This is a genomic window from Dietzia kunjamensis (genome assembly GCF_045689975.1).
Lineage (GTDB): Bacteria > Actinomycetota > Actinomycetes > Mycobacteriales > Mycobacteriaceae > Dietzia > Dietzia kunjamensis.
On sequence record NZ_CP143297.1, the window covers coordinates 951960 to 965056 of the forward strand.

Genomic DNA, 13097 nt, shown 5'->3' on the forward strand with positions numbered 1-13097 from the left:
CCGCATGCCTGCGGCCTGTGTGGCGTTAGGCTATTGGTGTGATCACTGCTTCCCGTGTGACGAAGTCGTACCCGTCCTCGACGCGTCCGGCGCTGTCCGACGTGAGCGTGGAGATCGGTGACGGCGAGTTCGCGTTCCTCATCGGTGCGTCGGGATCGGGCAAGTCCACCTTCCTGCGGCTCGTGCTCCGCGAGGACCGCCCGGATTCGGGCACCCTCACCGTCGCCGGTCACGACCTCACGCGCATGAAGGGCTCCGACGTGCCCGTGCTGCGACGTTCTCTCGGCTGCGTGTTCCAGGACTTCCGTCTGCTGGAGAACAAGACGGTCGCGGAGAACGTCGCGTTCGCACTGCAGGTGATCGGCAAGTCCCGCCGGACCATCGACAAGGTGGTGCCGGAGACCCTGGACATGGTCGGGCTGGGCGGGAAGGCCGATCGCCGACCTCACGAACTCTCCGGTGGGGAACAGCAGCGGGTCGCGATCGCGCGGGCGTTCGTCAACCGCCCGGTGCTGCTGCTGGCGGACGAACCGACGGGCAACCTCGACCCCGAGACCAGCGAGGACATCATGCTCCTGCTCGACCGGATCAACAGGACGGGGACCACCGTGCTCATGGCGACCCACGACAGGCACATCGTGGACCGCTCGCGGCGCCGCGTGGTGGAACTGGTCGACGGCTCGGTCGTCCGCGACGACGCCCGCGGGACCTACGGGGTGGACCGCTGATGGCCGCCGGGTTCGTCGCCTCCGAGGTCGGGCAGGGACTGCGCCGCAACCTGTCCATGACGGCGGCCATGATCATCACCACGGCGGTGGCCCTGGGCATGCTGGGGGCGGGCCTGCTCGTGGCCATGACCGCGTCCGCGAGTCAGGACAAGTACGACTACCTCAACGAGTTCCGCGTCTACGTGGACCGGTCGATCTCGGCGGAGGATCCGGACTGCGCGGCGGAATGCGGCCGGATCCTCGAGCAGCTCGAGACGACGCCGGGCGTGGCGTCGGTGGAGTACAAGAACCCCGAGGAGACCTACGCCGAGTTCGTCGACCTGTTCTCCTCGACGGACCCGGTGCTGGTGGAGTCGACCTCGCCGGACGCCCTCGGCTCGCGGTTCACCCTCACGCTGACCGACCCCACGCGGGCCGAGGCGGTGGCGCGTGACCTGGCGGAGGTGGACGGCATCGAGATCGTCCAGGGGCAGGGCGAGCTTGTCGAACGGGTCTTCTCCGTACTCGACGGGGTCCGCAACGCGGCCTTCGCGATCGCTGTCGTCCAGCTGCTGGCCACCGTCCTGCTCATCGCCAACATGACCCAGATCGCGGCGTTCACCCGGCGGACCGCCCTGGGGATCATGCGACTGGTGGGCGCGAGCCGCTGGTACACGGAGTTGCCGTTCGTCCTCGAGGCGGTGATCGCGGCGGTGGCCGGTGCCCTCCTCGCGGTGGGGGGCCTGCTGGTGGCAAAGAACGTCTTCCTCGACAGGGTGCTGGCGGAGGCCTACCGCGCGAACCTGGTCGAGCGGATCACCACCCCCGACATCCTCCTCCTCGCACCGGGGCTGGTCGTGGCGGGCGCGGTGGTCTCCGCGCTCACCGCCTGGATCACCCTGAGGCTCACGGTTCGGCACTGAACGCGCCCTCCATCTAGACTCTGGGGGCTGCGGAACGGCGGCGACGGCACGGCGATCAGGAGGTGAGGCGACGTGGCCAAGAAGAACAAGAAGAAGGGCGCGTCGTCCCTCGGCTCCGACGGGAGCATCGTCGCGAGCAACCGCAAGGCCCGGCACGACTTCCAGATCCTGGAGACGCACGAAGCCGGCATCGCGTTGGTCGGCACCGAGATCAAGAGCATGCGTGAGGGTAAGACCTCGCTGGTCGACGCGTTCGCGACGGTCGACGACGGCGAGGTGTGGCTCCGCGGACTCCACATCCCCGAGTACTCGCACGGGAGCTGGACCAACCACGCCCCGAAGCGTGCCCGGAAGCTCCTGCTGCACCGCCGCGAGATCGACTCGCTCGTGGGCAAGGTGCGCGACGGCAACGCTACCCTCGTCCCGCTGTCCCTCTACTTCGTGGGTGGCCGGGTGAAGGTCGAACTGGCCGTCGCACGGGGCAAGCAGGCGCACGACAAGCGCCACGACATCGCCCGCCGGACCGCCGAGCGTGAGGCCGTGCGTGAACTCGGCAGGAAGATCAAGGGCATGCGGGCATGATGCCGGTCGCGCTGGCGTCGACTTCGGCGGTGGCGTACGGCATCAGCGACTACCTCGGCGGCGTGGCCTCCCGCCGCGCCCGCGTGCTGCGCGTGGTCAGCGTCTCCTATCCGCTGTCGATCGTGCTGGTGGGCGTCGCGGCCCTGGTCGCCGGAGGGGCGCCCACCGGGGTCGGTCTGGGGTGGGGCGTGGCCTCCGGGTTGGCCTCGGGTGTCGCGGTGTGGTCGTTCTACCTGGCGCTCTCCCGCGGGCCGATGAGTGTGATCTCGCCGATCACGGCGGTCCTGGCGGCGGCGGTTCCGCTGGCGTTCGGTCTGGCGGCGGGGGAGCGGCCCGCGCCCGCGGCGGGGGCGGGCATGGCGCTCGCGCTGGTGGCGACGGTGTTGGTCTCCATGGAGAGCCGGGACGGCTCCTCGGTCCGGCACGGACGCCTCACCCGTCGTCTGCTGGTGCTCACGGTCTTCTCCGGGCTGGCGTTCGCCGCGTTCTTCGTGTTGTTGGCGCAGGTGCCGCCCGGCCAGGGCCTGTGGCCGGTCGCGGCCTCGCGGATCGGGGCGACGGCGATGCTGCTGGTCGCCGCGGTCGCAGCCCGCGAGTCATTCCGTTTCTCCCGGCGTCTCATCGCGATCGGCGTGGTGATCGCCGTGTTCGACGCCGTCGCCAACGGTGCCTTCTACTTCGCCTCGCAGGCGGGGATGCTCTCACTGGTCAGTGTGATCGCGGCTCTGTACCCCGCCTTCACCGTGGCGCTGGCGATCGCCCACGGCGGGGAGCGGATGCGCGCGGTCCAGATGGTCGGACTCGTCCTGGCGGGGGTGGCGATCTCGCTGCTCGCGCTCGGCTGAACGGGATGCTCGGCTGAACCGGGTGCTCGCCTGACCGGGGAGAGCGGGATCACCCTGGCGGGCGGCGCGTCACCGGGGTAGGGTGGGGAGTCCGTCGGCGGAAGTCGGCGGTCCTGACGGGGCTGACTTGGTTTCGACTACGTGAGTTGACGCAGGGGAAGCGTGCCGGTGCAGGCCAGAGACCACCGTAAGCGTCGTGGCAACCAATTACGCGCCGATACCAATCAGCGCGACTACGCCCTCGCTGCCTGATAGCGAGCCCGTAGTCTGTCGGCCCGGGGTCGCTCTCGCCCCGGTCACCGGCATCATTCAGAGAGATCACCGGCTCACCCGGTCACGGGGTGGGTCGGGACATCACACAGTGACTGGGATCGTCATCACCGACATGTCCGCATGAGGGTGAGATCCGAGTAGAGGCCAACGCGGACTGCGCACGGAGAAGCCCTGCCGATGCTGCGGAGGACCCGGGTTCAATTCCCGGCAGCTCCACCATTCGGGCCACACCCCCGGTCGACACCGACCGGGGGTGTGGTGCATTTGCATCGATGGTGCGCGCGGGGTCGCTCCCGCCGCTTCGGTACCCTCTGGCGTAGTGCCGGTCACCCGGAAGAGGTCGACGGTCTCCCAGTAGAGAAAGGCCTGCGTACACGTGAACGCCAAGCCCAACAAGAACACCAAGGTCCTCCAGACCAAGTCCAACAACGGGATGATCATCACCGTGGTCGCGCTCATCGCGGTCGCCGTCGTGGTCCTCGGTGGCGTCGTCTGGATGGCCCAGCGGGGCGGAGAGGCCAACCCCATCACGTTCGGCGAGACCAACGACGAGCTGATCGACATCACCGAGGCCGGCGTCGTCGTCGTCGGCCCGGACGAGGCGCCGACCGTCCAGATCTGGGAGGACTACATGTGCCCCGCATGTGGCTCCTTCGAGGCGCAGTACGGTGAGTCCATCTCCGAGGCCGTCGAGGCCGGGGATCTGCAGGTCGAGTTCCACACCCTGAACTTCCTCAACGGACAGTCCGGTTCCGGTGAGTACTCCACCCGCGCGCTCGCGGCCATCCAGTGTGTCGCGGCCAAGGACTCCCTGCCCGTGTTCTTCGACGTCAAGAATGCGTTCTTCGCCGAGCAGCCGGGGGAGGGCGGGGGCGACCTCTCGGCCCGCGAGCTGGCGGACATCGCGGAATCGGCCGGCGCGAACGCGGACTCGGTCGAGTGCATCGGCAACGTCGAGTCCAACGGCGGCATGGACAAGGCCTCCGACAGTGCGGACAACGCCCAGCAGAGCATCCGCGAGATCACCGATCGCGTGTCCACCCCGACTGTCGCCTACGAGGGCGAGGTCGTCGACATCGGCAACGCGGCCTGGCTCCAGGACATCATCGCGTAACTCGTCCGGCGAACCGCCCGGTGCTCGTGCCGGGTGCGCAACTGTGGCCCGGCCCCGCCCCTCCCGGCGGGGCCGGGCCCGATTTGGAGGCCCGAACCGTGGTGGTGTAACTTAGGTCGGGCCGGTCACCGAGAGGTGAGCGGCGGACAAATGGATACGGGGCTATGGCGCAGCTGGTAGCGCACCACACTGGCAGTGTGGGGGTCAGGGGTTCGAGTCCCCTTAGCTCCACCAAGGACGAGATCCCGGGACAACGGAAACGATGTCCCGGGATCTCGCCATTTGGCGTCTTCCGCCATCCGGTCCGCGGTCGTAGTGTCGGGGTATGGCGGGGCCAGGGGAGATCACGGACGTCGTCGACGTGCTCGACGCGCTCGTCGACCACGGTCGGCTGGTCGGGTACGTCTGTGGCGTCCGCGAGAGCGGGCGCTCCAGGATCGTCTCCGGCGGAGCCCGTACCGTGGGCGGACCCGCGCTGGGGGAGGACGCGGTGTTCCCACTGTCGTCCAACACCAAGCCGGTCGGCGGGATCCTGGCGATGCGTCTCGTGGAACGCGGTGTGCTGACCCTCGACGACCCGGTGGACACGTTCTTGCCCGAGCTGGCGGGCCCTCGCGTGCTGGCCACGCCGGACGCCCCGCTGGACCGCACGGTCCCGGCCGAGCGGCCCGTCACCCTGCGGCACCTGCTCACCATGACCGCGGGTGTCGGCTGGGCGGGGGAGAACCCGGCGCTCTCGGAGGCGATGTCCGAGCGCGGGGTCGCCCCGGGACCGTACGCACCGGCCGTCGCGCCGGACGAGTATCTCCGGCGGCTGGCGGAGCTGCCCTTCGCGGGCCAGCCGGGCCAGGAATGGTGGTACCACACCAGTAGCGACGTCCTCGGGGTGCTCCTCGCCCGCGCCACCGGCTCGTCCGTGACCGAGTTGCTGGCCGAGTACGTCACCGGGCCAGTGGGGCTGGCCGACACGGGGTTCACGGCCGACCTCTCCCGTCTCCCCACCTCGTACGGCCTCGGGCCCGACGGCAGGGTTTCGCCACTGGACACCGCGGGCAGGTTCGCGGTACCGCCGGTCTTCGAGTCCCTCGCCTGCGGCCTCGCCTCGACGGTGGGCGACTACCTGGAACTTCTGGGTGTGCTCGTCGACGGTGGCCCGGTGCTCGCGCCGGAGAGTGCTCGGCTGATGGCCACCGACCACCTGACAGCGCGGCAGCGGGCGAGCGCGGAGGGTTTCCTCGGGCCCGGCTGCGGCTACGGGTTCCAGGTGGAGGTGCGCCCGGGCGGCGTGGTCGGCTGGGCCGGGGGACTGGGGACGATCGGCTACGTCGACCGCGGCACCGGGCGGGCCGCGGCGGTCTTCACCGCCCAGTCCTACGACGTCCCCGGCACGACCGAGGCGCTCGAGACCGTGTGGACGCTGCTGCGCTGACGACCCGTCCTCGCGGACCGGTCAGCGCCACCACGTGTCGAGCGGGGTGGCGGGCACCGTGCGCTTGTGGCGCGAGCCCAGGAACAGCTGCTCGATCCGCGCGGACGCCTCGGGCGGGACGCCGTCGCGGCCCTCGAGGTAATCGTCGATCTGGGCGTAGGTCACGCCGAGGGCGACCTCGTCGGGCAGGCCCGGCCGGTCGTCCTCGAGGTCGGCGGTGGGGACCTTGCGCCAGGTGGAGTCCGGCGCGCCGAGGTGGCGTAGCAGCGCCGCGCCCTGTCGTTTGGTGAGACCGGTCAGGGGGGTCAGGTCGACCCCGCCGTCGCCGTACTTGGTGAAGAAGCCGGTGACCGCCTCGGCGGCGTGGTCGGTGCCGACGACGAGGAGGTTCAGTTGCCCGGCCACGGCGTACTGGGCGATCATCCGCTCACGCGCCTTGACGTTGCCGCGGACGAAGTCACGGAGCGGCCCCGCCTCGTCGGGCAGAGCCGTGAGTGCGGCGGAGGCGGCCTCGGAGGCGGCGTCGGACGCGGGGCGGACATCCACCGTGAGACTCTCGTCCGGACGGATGAACTCGAGGGCCGCCTGCGCGTCGGCCTCGTCGGACTGTTCGCCGTAGGGCAGGCGCATCGCCACGAACCGGGCGCGCGACATCCCCTCGTCCCGGAGTCGCTCCGCGGCGAGCTGACAGAGCCGGCCGGTCAGGGTGGAGTCCTGCCCGCCGCTGATCCCCAGGACGAAGCCCGTGGCGGGGGTCGAACGGAGGTAGGCGGCCAGGAACGTGACCCGCGACTCGACCTCCTCCGCGGGATCGATGTCGGGACGGACGCCGAGTTCGGCGATGATGGCGGCGCGCAGGGCAGCAGCGCGGTCTGTCGTGGTCTCGGTCATGGCGTCAGCATAGGAACCACGTGTGACGACCGCGTGACATCTCCGCCGGTGGCCGCGAGTACCCGGAGGCGGGCGGGGTGCGGGCGGGGCGTCCTCCGTCGCCGGTTGGAGTTCTGGTCGTGCAGTCCGTTACGATGGACCAGTTGTGTGTCGTACATCCGGCCTTCCGGGACGGGCGTGTCGCACAGTGATCCCCAGTCGTGTCGGCGGCCATAGCGGCCGCCCCGAGAGCCTAAGGAGCGCCAGATGAAGGTCCGCAAGTCCCTTCGGTCGCTGAAGAACAAGCCGGGCGCCCAGGTTGTCCGTCGTCGCGGCAAGGTCTACGTGATCAACAAGAAGGACCCCCGTTTCAAGGCCCGCCAGGGCTGACATCTCCGCGTGAGTCCTCACGCACCCTCGAGGGCCCGCCACCGGTTCGCCGGCGGCGGGCCCTCGTCGTCGTCCCCTCGTCGTCGTGGCCTCCCCGGCGCGCCCCGCGACCCCGCGGCCTCGCGACCGCGCGCCCCGCGGCCTCGCCGTGACCGCTCGCACCCGGCGGTGAACCGTCCCGGGCCCGCCACATCCGTCCACGCCCCGGACGCACGATCATCCACGTACTTGTGGAGGGCGTGGGGACAATCTGTGGGGTCTCTGGGGAGGCCCTGTGGGATGTCGACCCGCCGCTCCGGGACGGTGATCGGCGTGCGACCGTAGGTGTGCGCGGCGCCGGTTCGACGGTCCGGGGACGGGGTTCCCACCGGGGGCCCACGGTGTCCACAGGGCGGGATCGCGACCTGGGAATACCAGCGATGTAAGACCAAAATGTTGTGGTCGATTGACTCGCTGGCCACTAGGGGTAGTGTCTAGAAGCGTTGCGGCCCCAATGAATGTCACTCGTGGGATTCGGACCGTGACCCCCGACAGACACCGCGGTCATCCACAGGCCGGGCGAGAGCCCGGGCCCGGGAGGCCGCTACGAGAAGAGCCCCTCGCGCCGTCCGGGCGCCGTGCCGAAAGAGGTCCTGAGACACATGGTCACCGTCTACACCAAGCCCGCCTGCGTCCAGTGCAACGCCACCTACAAGGCGCTCGACAAGCAGGGCATCGAGTACGAGATCATCGACATCTCGATGGACGACGAGGCTCGGGAGTACGTCATGGCGCTCGGGTACCTCCAGGCGCCCGTCGTGGTCGCGGGCTCCGACCACTGGTCCGGCTTCCGCCCGGACCGCATCAAGGCACTCGCCTCCGTGGCGGCCTGACTGCGCGGTCGTAGTCCGACGGCGCGGTAACACCAGGATTCCTTCGACAAGGGGGCGGCGATGGCGGCTCCGATACCGGCCGAGAAGCCGGTGAGGATCGTCTACTTCTCCAATATCTCCGAGAACACCAAACGATTCGTCGACCGGCTCGGTCTCCCCGCACTGCGTATCCCGGTGCGGAGGACCGAGCCCGTCCCGACGGTGTCGGACCCGTATGTTCTGATCGTTCCGACCTACGGGGGAAGCCTCGAGATCACAGGCAAGAACGGAGCCGCGGTCCCGCGGCAGGTGGTCGCGTTCCTCAACAACGCGCACAACAGAAGTCTCTGCCGGGGAGTCATCGCCGGCGGCAACACCAACTTCGGACGGGATTTCGGTCGCTCCGGCGACGTGATCGCCAAGAAGGTGGGGGTCCCGTACCTCTACCGCTTCGAGTTGATGGGCACACACGAGGACGTCATCCGCGTCCGAGAGGGATTGGAAGAGTTTTGGCAGCACCAACCGTGAACCCCGAGAGCATCGCCGCGGGAGAGGCGGGCGACGGTCAGCGTCTCGACTACCACGCCCTCAACGCGATGCTCAACCTCTACGACGCGGACGGGAAGATCCAGTTCGACGCGGACCGCCGGGCGGCGCGGGAGTACTTCCTCCAGCACGTCAACCAGAACACGGTCTTCTTCCACAACCTGGACGAGAAGCTCGACTACCTGGTCGAGAAGGACTACTACGAGCGCGAGGTGCTGGACCAGTACGCGCGCAACTTCGTCCGCGAACTGTTCGACCACGCATACGCCAAGAAGTTCCGCTTCCCGACCTTCCTCGGCGCGTTCAAGTACTACACCTCGTACACGCTCAAGACCTTCGACGGGAAGCGCTACCTCGAGCGCTACGAGGACCGCGTGTGCATGGTGGCGCTCACCCTCGCCGCCGGCGACCAGGTGCTGGCCCGCCAGCTGGTGGACGAGATCATCGACGGTCGATTCCAGCCCGCCACCCCCACGTTCCTCAACTCCGGCAAGAAGCAGCGCGGGGAGCCCGTCTCGTGCTTCCTGCTGCGCATCGAGGACAACATGGAGTCCATCGGCCGCAGCATCAACTCCGCGCTGCAGCTGTCCAAGCGCGGCGGTGGCGTGGCATTGCTGCTGTCCAACCTCCGTGAGCACGGCGCGCCCATCAAGCACATCGAGAACCAGTCCTCGGGCGTCATCCCCGTGATGAAGCTGCTGGAAGACTCGTTCTCCTACGCCAACCAGCTCGGGGCCCGCCAGGGTGCCGGCGCCGTGTACCTGCACGCGCACCACCCGGACATCTTCAAGTTCCTCGACACCAAGCGTGAGAACGCGGACGAGAAGATCCGCATCAAGACGCTCTCCCTGGGCGTGGTGATCCCGGACATCACCTTCGAGCTCGCCAAGCGCAACGACGACATGTACCTGTTCTCGCCGTACGACGTCGAGCGGATCTACGGCAAGCCCTTCGCGGACGTCGACATCTCGGAGCACTACCACGAGATGGTCGAGGACAGCCGGATCAAGAAGACCAAGATCAACGCCCGGCACTTCTTCCAGACCGTCGCCGAGCTGCAGTTCGAGTCCGGCTACCCGTACATCATGTACGAGGACACCGTGAACCGGGCCAACCCGATCGCCGGCAAGATCACGCACTCCAACCTGTGCTCGGAGATCCTCCAGGTCTCCACGGCCTCGGAGTTCAACGAGGACCTGAGCTACTCCGAGGTGGGCAAGGACATCTCCTGCAACCTCGGTTCGCTCAACATCGCCAAGGCCATGGACTCGCCGGACTTCGGTCAGACCATCGAGACGGCGATCCGGGGACTGACCGCGGTCTCCGACCAGACCCACATCGACTCCGTGCCCTCGATCGAGCGGGGCAACTCGGAGTCGCACGCGATCGGCCTGGGGCAGATGAACCTCCACGGCTACCTCGCGCGTGAGCGGATCCACTACGGATCCGAGGAGGGTGTCGACTTCACCAACATCTACTTCTACACCGTGCTCTACCACGCGCTCCGGTCGTCCAACGCGATCGCGCGGGAGCGCGGGACCTGGTTCGCCGGGTTCCCGGAGTCGAAGTACGCCTCGGGTGAGTTCTTCGACAAGTACACCGACCAGGTGTGGGAGCCGGCCACCGACCGGGTCCGAACGCTGTTCTCCGAGGCCGAGGTGACCATCCCCACGCAGGAGGACTGGCGCGCGCTGAAGGCCGACGTGCAGAAGTACGGCATCTACAACCAGAACCTCCAGGCCGTGCCGCCGACGGGGTCGATCAGCTACATCAACAACTCGACCTCGTCGATCCACCCCGTGGCGTCGAAGATCGAGATCCGCAAGGAGGGCAAGATCGGGCGCGTCTACTACCCGGCGCCCTACCTGACCAACGACAACCTGGACTACTACCAGGACGCGTACGAGATCGGCTACGAGAAGATCATCGACACGTACGCGGCGGCCACCCAGCACGTGGACCAGGGCCTGTCGTTGACCCTGTTCTTCAAGGACACGGCCACCACCCGTGAGGTCAACCGAGCCCAGATCTACGCGTGGCGCAAGGGCATCAAGACCCTGTACTACATCCGCGTGCGTCAGCTCGCGCTCGAGGGCACCGAGGTCGAGGGCTGCGTCTCGTGCATGCTCTGACCGCCCGGCCGCAGGCCCGCGTCCCGAATCCCACACGCCACCAGGAGGAGATCCGATGACCGCCGAGCTGCACGCTCCGGGATCCCACAGTCCCGCCGCCGGCATCCAGCCCAAGCTCGTCGACCGGGTGTCGGCCATCAACTGGAACCGCGTCCCCGACGAGGTCGACGATCAGGTCTGGGGCCGGCTCACCACCAACTTCTGGTTGCCGGAGAAGGTGCCGGTCTCCAACGACATCCCGTCGTGGCAGACCCTGACCGAGTACGAGCAGCAGCTCACCACCCGCGTCTTCACCGGCCTGACCCTGCTGGACACCCTGCAGGGCACGGTCGGCGCGGTCAGCATGATCCCCGACGCGTCGACCCCGCACGAGGAGGCGGTGCTCACCAACATCGCGTTCATGGAGTCGGTGCACGCCAAGAGCTACTCGACGATCTTCTCCACGCTGTGCTCGACGCCGCAGGTGGACGACGCGTTCCGCTGGGCGGAGGAGAACCCCTTCCTCCAGAAGAAGGCAAAGATCGTGCTCGGCTACTACGCGGGGGACGATCCGCTCAAGCGCAAGATCGCCTCGGTGATGCTCGAGTCGTTCATGTTCTACTCGGGCTTCTACCTGCCCATGCGGTGGTCCTCGCGGGCCAAGCTCACCAACACCGCCGACGTCATCCGGCTCATCATCCGCGACGAGGCGGTGCACGGCTACTACATCGGGTACAAGTATCAGCGCGCCCTCGAGCACGTCACCCAGGCAGAGCGGGACGAGCTCAAGGACTACACCTTCGAGCTGCTGTTCGAGCTGTACGACAACGAGGCGGACTACACCGAGGATCTCTACGATCCGGTGGGGTGGACCGAGGACGTCAAGAAGTTCCTGCGGTACAACGCCAACAAGGCGCTGATGAACATGGGCTACGAGGGCATGTTCCCGAAGGACGAGACCGACGTCGACCCGGCGATCCTGTCGGCCCTGAGCCCCAACGCCGACGAGAACCACGACTTCTTCTCCGGCTCCGGCAGCTCGTACGTCATGGGCAAGGCCGAGGCCACCGAGGACGAGGACTGGGACTTCTGACGTACCGGTTCTGACCCACGACGCCCCTGCGACCGAACACGGTCGCAGGGGCGTCGTCGATCCACTGTCGTGGAGGGACTGCTGGCTACCCGTCCGGTGCGACCCCGTTGATCGAGCCCCGGATGTCGTCGAGGACCGCCCGCGCCGCCACCGGGCCCGCGCCCTCCCACACGGCACGGTCCACCACGAACACGCGCTGCGATCCCACGGCGTCGAGGTCCGTCCACCTGTCCGAGGCGAAGACCTCCCGCGCCTCGTCCTCGGAGCCGGGCCCGCCTCCCACCACCGCGAAGATCACATCCCCGTCCAGTTCGTCACCCACGGCCGGGGACTGCGGCAGGGGCGGGAGGCGCTCGCCGTCGCGCGTGCGTTGCGCAGGGGGGCGCTCGGCACCCACGGCCTCGAGCATCAGGGAGCCCAGCGTGTCCGGCCGCTGCACCTCCACGCCGTCACCGTCCCCTCCGGTCACCGACACCAGGGAGACCCGGGTGTCCGACGGGGTGGTCGCGTCGGCGGTGCGCTGCGCCCGCTCGATCACATCCAGCAGCAGATCGCCGCCGGCGCGGGGCCGACCGTAGGCGTCGGCGATCGCCTCGGTGGCCTCCGTCCAGTCGACGATGTCGGCGTCGTAGACCACGGTGGGGGCGACATCAGTCACGGCGGCGACGACGGCCGGGTCCACCTCGTCCGACCCGGCCAGCACGATGAGGTCCGGACGCAGTTCCCGCGCGGCCCGCGCGACCTCGTCGGCGTCCGCGCCGACGAGGGGCCCGACCGTCGGGAGTCCGGTCAGTGAGTCGGGCAGGTAGACGTCCGCACCGTCGGGTAGGCCGGACGTGCCGACGACGAGGTCCTGCAGCCCGAGGGCGCAGGCCGTGTCCACCGCGCCTGTGCCGAGCGCCAGGATCCTCTCCGGCGACCGCGGCACCTCCACCCGGTCCGGACCCGGCCCCTCCGTGGGGACCCTGCGGTCACCCGGCCCGGGGAACTCCGCGGGGAACGGTGCCGGGGCGCACGACTCCTCCGGCTCTGCCGAGCGCTGCAACTCCTCGCCGGCCATCCGCGACGGGGTAGTCGTCATCGGGTGCTCGACCATGTCGACGGGGGAGGGGCCACACGCCACGAGCGTCAGCCCGGCCGCCAGGGGGACCGCCGCCCTGACGGCGCGCCGGGCATACCCCCGCGCGGGGTGTCGGCGGGGGGCGGTCACGGAATCGGTCATGGGACAACAGCCTAGGAGATCGGCCGAGAAGGGCCGCTCATGCGGAGGTGGCGGGCGGGCGGCGGGTGCCCGTCCCGGCGTGCCGGACCACGGCGTGATTAGCGGGGGTGACCACCGGTGACGAGTTCGACGGGGCGGGTG

Annotated in this window: 13 protein-coding genes, 1 tRNA gene and 1 other RNA gene; 13 read left to right on the forward strand and 2 right to left on the reverse strand. The window is 68.8% G+C overall.

Going from position 1 to position 13097, the window contains the following annotated elements; genetic code table 11:
• Positions 1 to 38: 38 nt before the first annotated feature.
• The 8 genes from ftsE (at position 39) to VZF99_RS04485 (ending at position 5873) form a co-directional block, all read left to right on the forward strand.
• On the forward strand, positions 39 to 728 hold the full coding sequence (gene ftsE / locus VZF99_RS04450; protein ID WP_067712387.1) for a cell division ATP-binding protein FtsE: 690 nt from the start codon (positions 39 to 41) through the stop codon (positions 726 to 728).
• Positions 728 to 1630, forward strand: coding sequence for a permease-like cell division protein FtsX (gene ftsX / locus VZF99_RS04455; protein ID WP_120286136.1), 903 nt, complete (start codon positions 728 to 730; stop codon positions 1628 to 1630). Before ftsE ends, ftsX begins: the two co-directional genes overlap by 1 nt.
• A 72-nt stretch (positions 1631 to 1702) precedes the next feature.
• Entirely contained in the window at positions 1703 to 2212 is a 510-nt protein-coding gene (gene smpB, locus VZF99_RS04460; RefSeq protein ID WP_067712405.1) for an SsrA-binding protein SmpB, read from the forward strand.
• A complete protein-coding gene (locus VZF99_RS04465) occupies positions 2209 to 3057 on the forward strand; it encodes an EamA family transporter (RefSeq protein WP_407335786.1) in 849 nt (282 codons plus the stop codon). The genes smpB and VZF99_RS04465 overlap by 4 nt, the downstream gene beginning before the upstream one ends.
• A 118-nt stretch (positions 3058 to 3175) precedes the next feature.
• Positions 3176 to 3549: a transfer-messenger RNA gene (ssrA, locus tag VZF99_RS04470) on the forward strand.
• 157 nt (positions 3550 to 3706) lie between these two features.
• The gene (locus VZF99_RS04475; protein ID WP_069388455.1) at positions 3707 to 4444 is read left to right on the forward strand and encodes a thioredoxin domain-containing protein; all 738 of its coding nucleotides are present in this window, start codon (positions 3707 to 3709) and stop codon (positions 4442 to 4444) included.
• 158 nt (positions 4445 to 4602) lie between these two features.
• Positions 4603 to 4678: transfer RNA gene (locus VZF99_RS04480), tRNA-Ala, on the forward strand.
• Between the two features lie 91 nt (positions 4679 to 4769).
• The gene (locus VZF99_RS04485; RefSeq protein ID WP_407335787.1) at positions 4770 to 5873 is read left to right on the forward strand and encodes a serine hydrolase domain-containing protein; all 1104 of its coding nucleotides are present in this window, start codon (positions 4770 to 4772) and stop codon (positions 5871 to 5873) included.
• Positions 5874 to 5894: 21 nt separating this feature from the next.
• Here VZF99_RS04485 and nadE read toward each other — a convergent pair whose 3' ends face one another.
• The gene (gene nadE / locus VZF99_RS04490; RefSeq protein ID WP_317470550.1) at positions 5895 to 6764 is read right to left on the reverse strand and encodes an ammonia-dependent NAD(+) synthetase; all 870 of its coding nucleotides are present in this window, start codon (positions 6762 to 6764) and stop codon (positions 5895 to 5897) included.
• 246 nt (positions 6765 to 7010) lie between these two features.
• On the opposite strand from nadE, the gene ykgO reads away from it, so the two are divergent.
• From ykgO to nrdF, 5 genes are all read left to right on the forward strand, one after another.
• Positions 7011 to 7133: a type B 50S ribosomal protein L36 gene (gene ykgO / locus VZF99_RS04495; RefSeq protein ID WP_003852698.1), complete on the forward strand. Its 123-nt coding sequence runs from the start codon at positions 7011 to 7013 to the stop codon at positions 7131 to 7133.
• 641 nt (positions 7134 to 7774) lie between these two features.
• Entirely contained in the window at positions 7775 to 8005 is a 231-nt protein-coding gene (locus tag VZF99_RS04500; RefSeq protein ID WP_096905853.1) for a redoxin NrdH, read from the forward strand.
• Between the two features lie 60 nt (positions 8006 to 8065).
• Positions 8066 to 8512 (forward strand): class Ib ribonucleoside-diphosphate reductase assembly flavoprotein NrdI, encoded by a 447-nt coding sequence (nrdI, locus tag VZF99_RS04505; RefSeq protein WP_096905852.1) that lies wholly within the window; start codon positions 8066 to 8068, stop codon positions 8510 to 8512.
• Positions 8513 to 8580: 68 nt separating this feature from the next.
• The gene (nrdE, locus tag VZF99_RS04510; RefSeq protein WP_067712491.1) at positions 8581 to 10662 is read left to right on the forward strand and encodes a class 1b ribonucleoside-diphosphate reductase subunit alpha; all 2082 of its coding nucleotides are present in this window, start codon (positions 8581 to 8583) and stop codon (positions 10660 to 10662) included.
• Positions 10663 to 10717: 55 nt separating this feature from the next.
• Entirely contained in the window at positions 10718 to 11734 is a 1017-nt protein-coding gene (gene nrdF / locus VZF99_RS04515; RefSeq protein ID WP_067712425.1) for a class 1b ribonucleoside-diphosphate reductase subunit beta, read from the forward strand.
• An 85-nt stretch (positions 11735 to 11819) separates the two neighbouring features.
• On the opposite strand, the gene VZF99_RS04520 is transcribed toward nrdF, so the two are convergent.
• Entirely contained in the window at positions 11820 to 12956 is a 1137-nt protein-coding gene (locus VZF99_RS04520; protein ID WP_407335788.1) for an ABC transporter substrate-binding protein, read from the reverse strand.
• Positions 12957 to 13097 lie beyond the last annotated feature (141 nt).

Bases quoted from the DNA above. Each gene is read 5' to 3' on its own strand.
- ftsX (WP_120286136.1), top strand. From the start codon at position 728: ATGGCCGCCGGGTTCGTCGCCTCCGAGGTCGGGCAGGGACTGCGCCGC.
- VZF99_RS04465 (WP_407335786.1), top strand. From the start codon at position 2,209: ATGATGCCGGTCGCGCTGGCGTCGACTTCGGCGGTGGCGTACGGCATC.
- VZF99_RS04485 (WP_407335787.1), top strand. From the start codon at position 4,770: ATGGCGGGGCCAGGGGAGATCACGGACGTCGTCGACGTGCTCGACGCG.
- nadE (WP_317470550.1), bottom strand. From the start codon at position 6,764: ATGACCGAGACCACGACAGACCGCGCTGCTGCCCTGCGCGCCGCCATC.
- ykgO (WP_003852698.1), top strand. From the start codon at position 7,011: ATGAAGGTCCGCAAGTCCCTTCGGTCGCTGAAGAACAAGCCGGGCGCC.
- VZF99_RS04500 (WP_096905853.1), top strand. From the start codon at position 7,775: ATGGTCACCGTCTACACCAAGCCCGCCTGCGTCCAGTGCAACGCCACC.
- nrdI (WP_096905852.1), top strand. From the start codon at position 8,066: ATGGCGGCTCCGATACCGGCCGAGAAGCCGGTGAGGATCGTCTACTTC.
- nrdE (WP_067712491.1), top strand. From the start codon at position 8,581: ATGCTCAACCTCTACGACGCGGACGGGAAGATCCAGTTCGACGCGGAC.
- nrdF (WP_067712425.1), top strand. From the start codon at position 10,718: ATGACCGCCGAGCTGCACGCTCCGGGATCCCACAGTCCCGCCGCCGGC.
- VZF99_RS04520 (WP_407335788.1), bottom strand. From the start codon at position 12,956: ATGACCGATTCCGTGACCGCCCCCCGCCGACACCCCGCGCGGGGGTAT.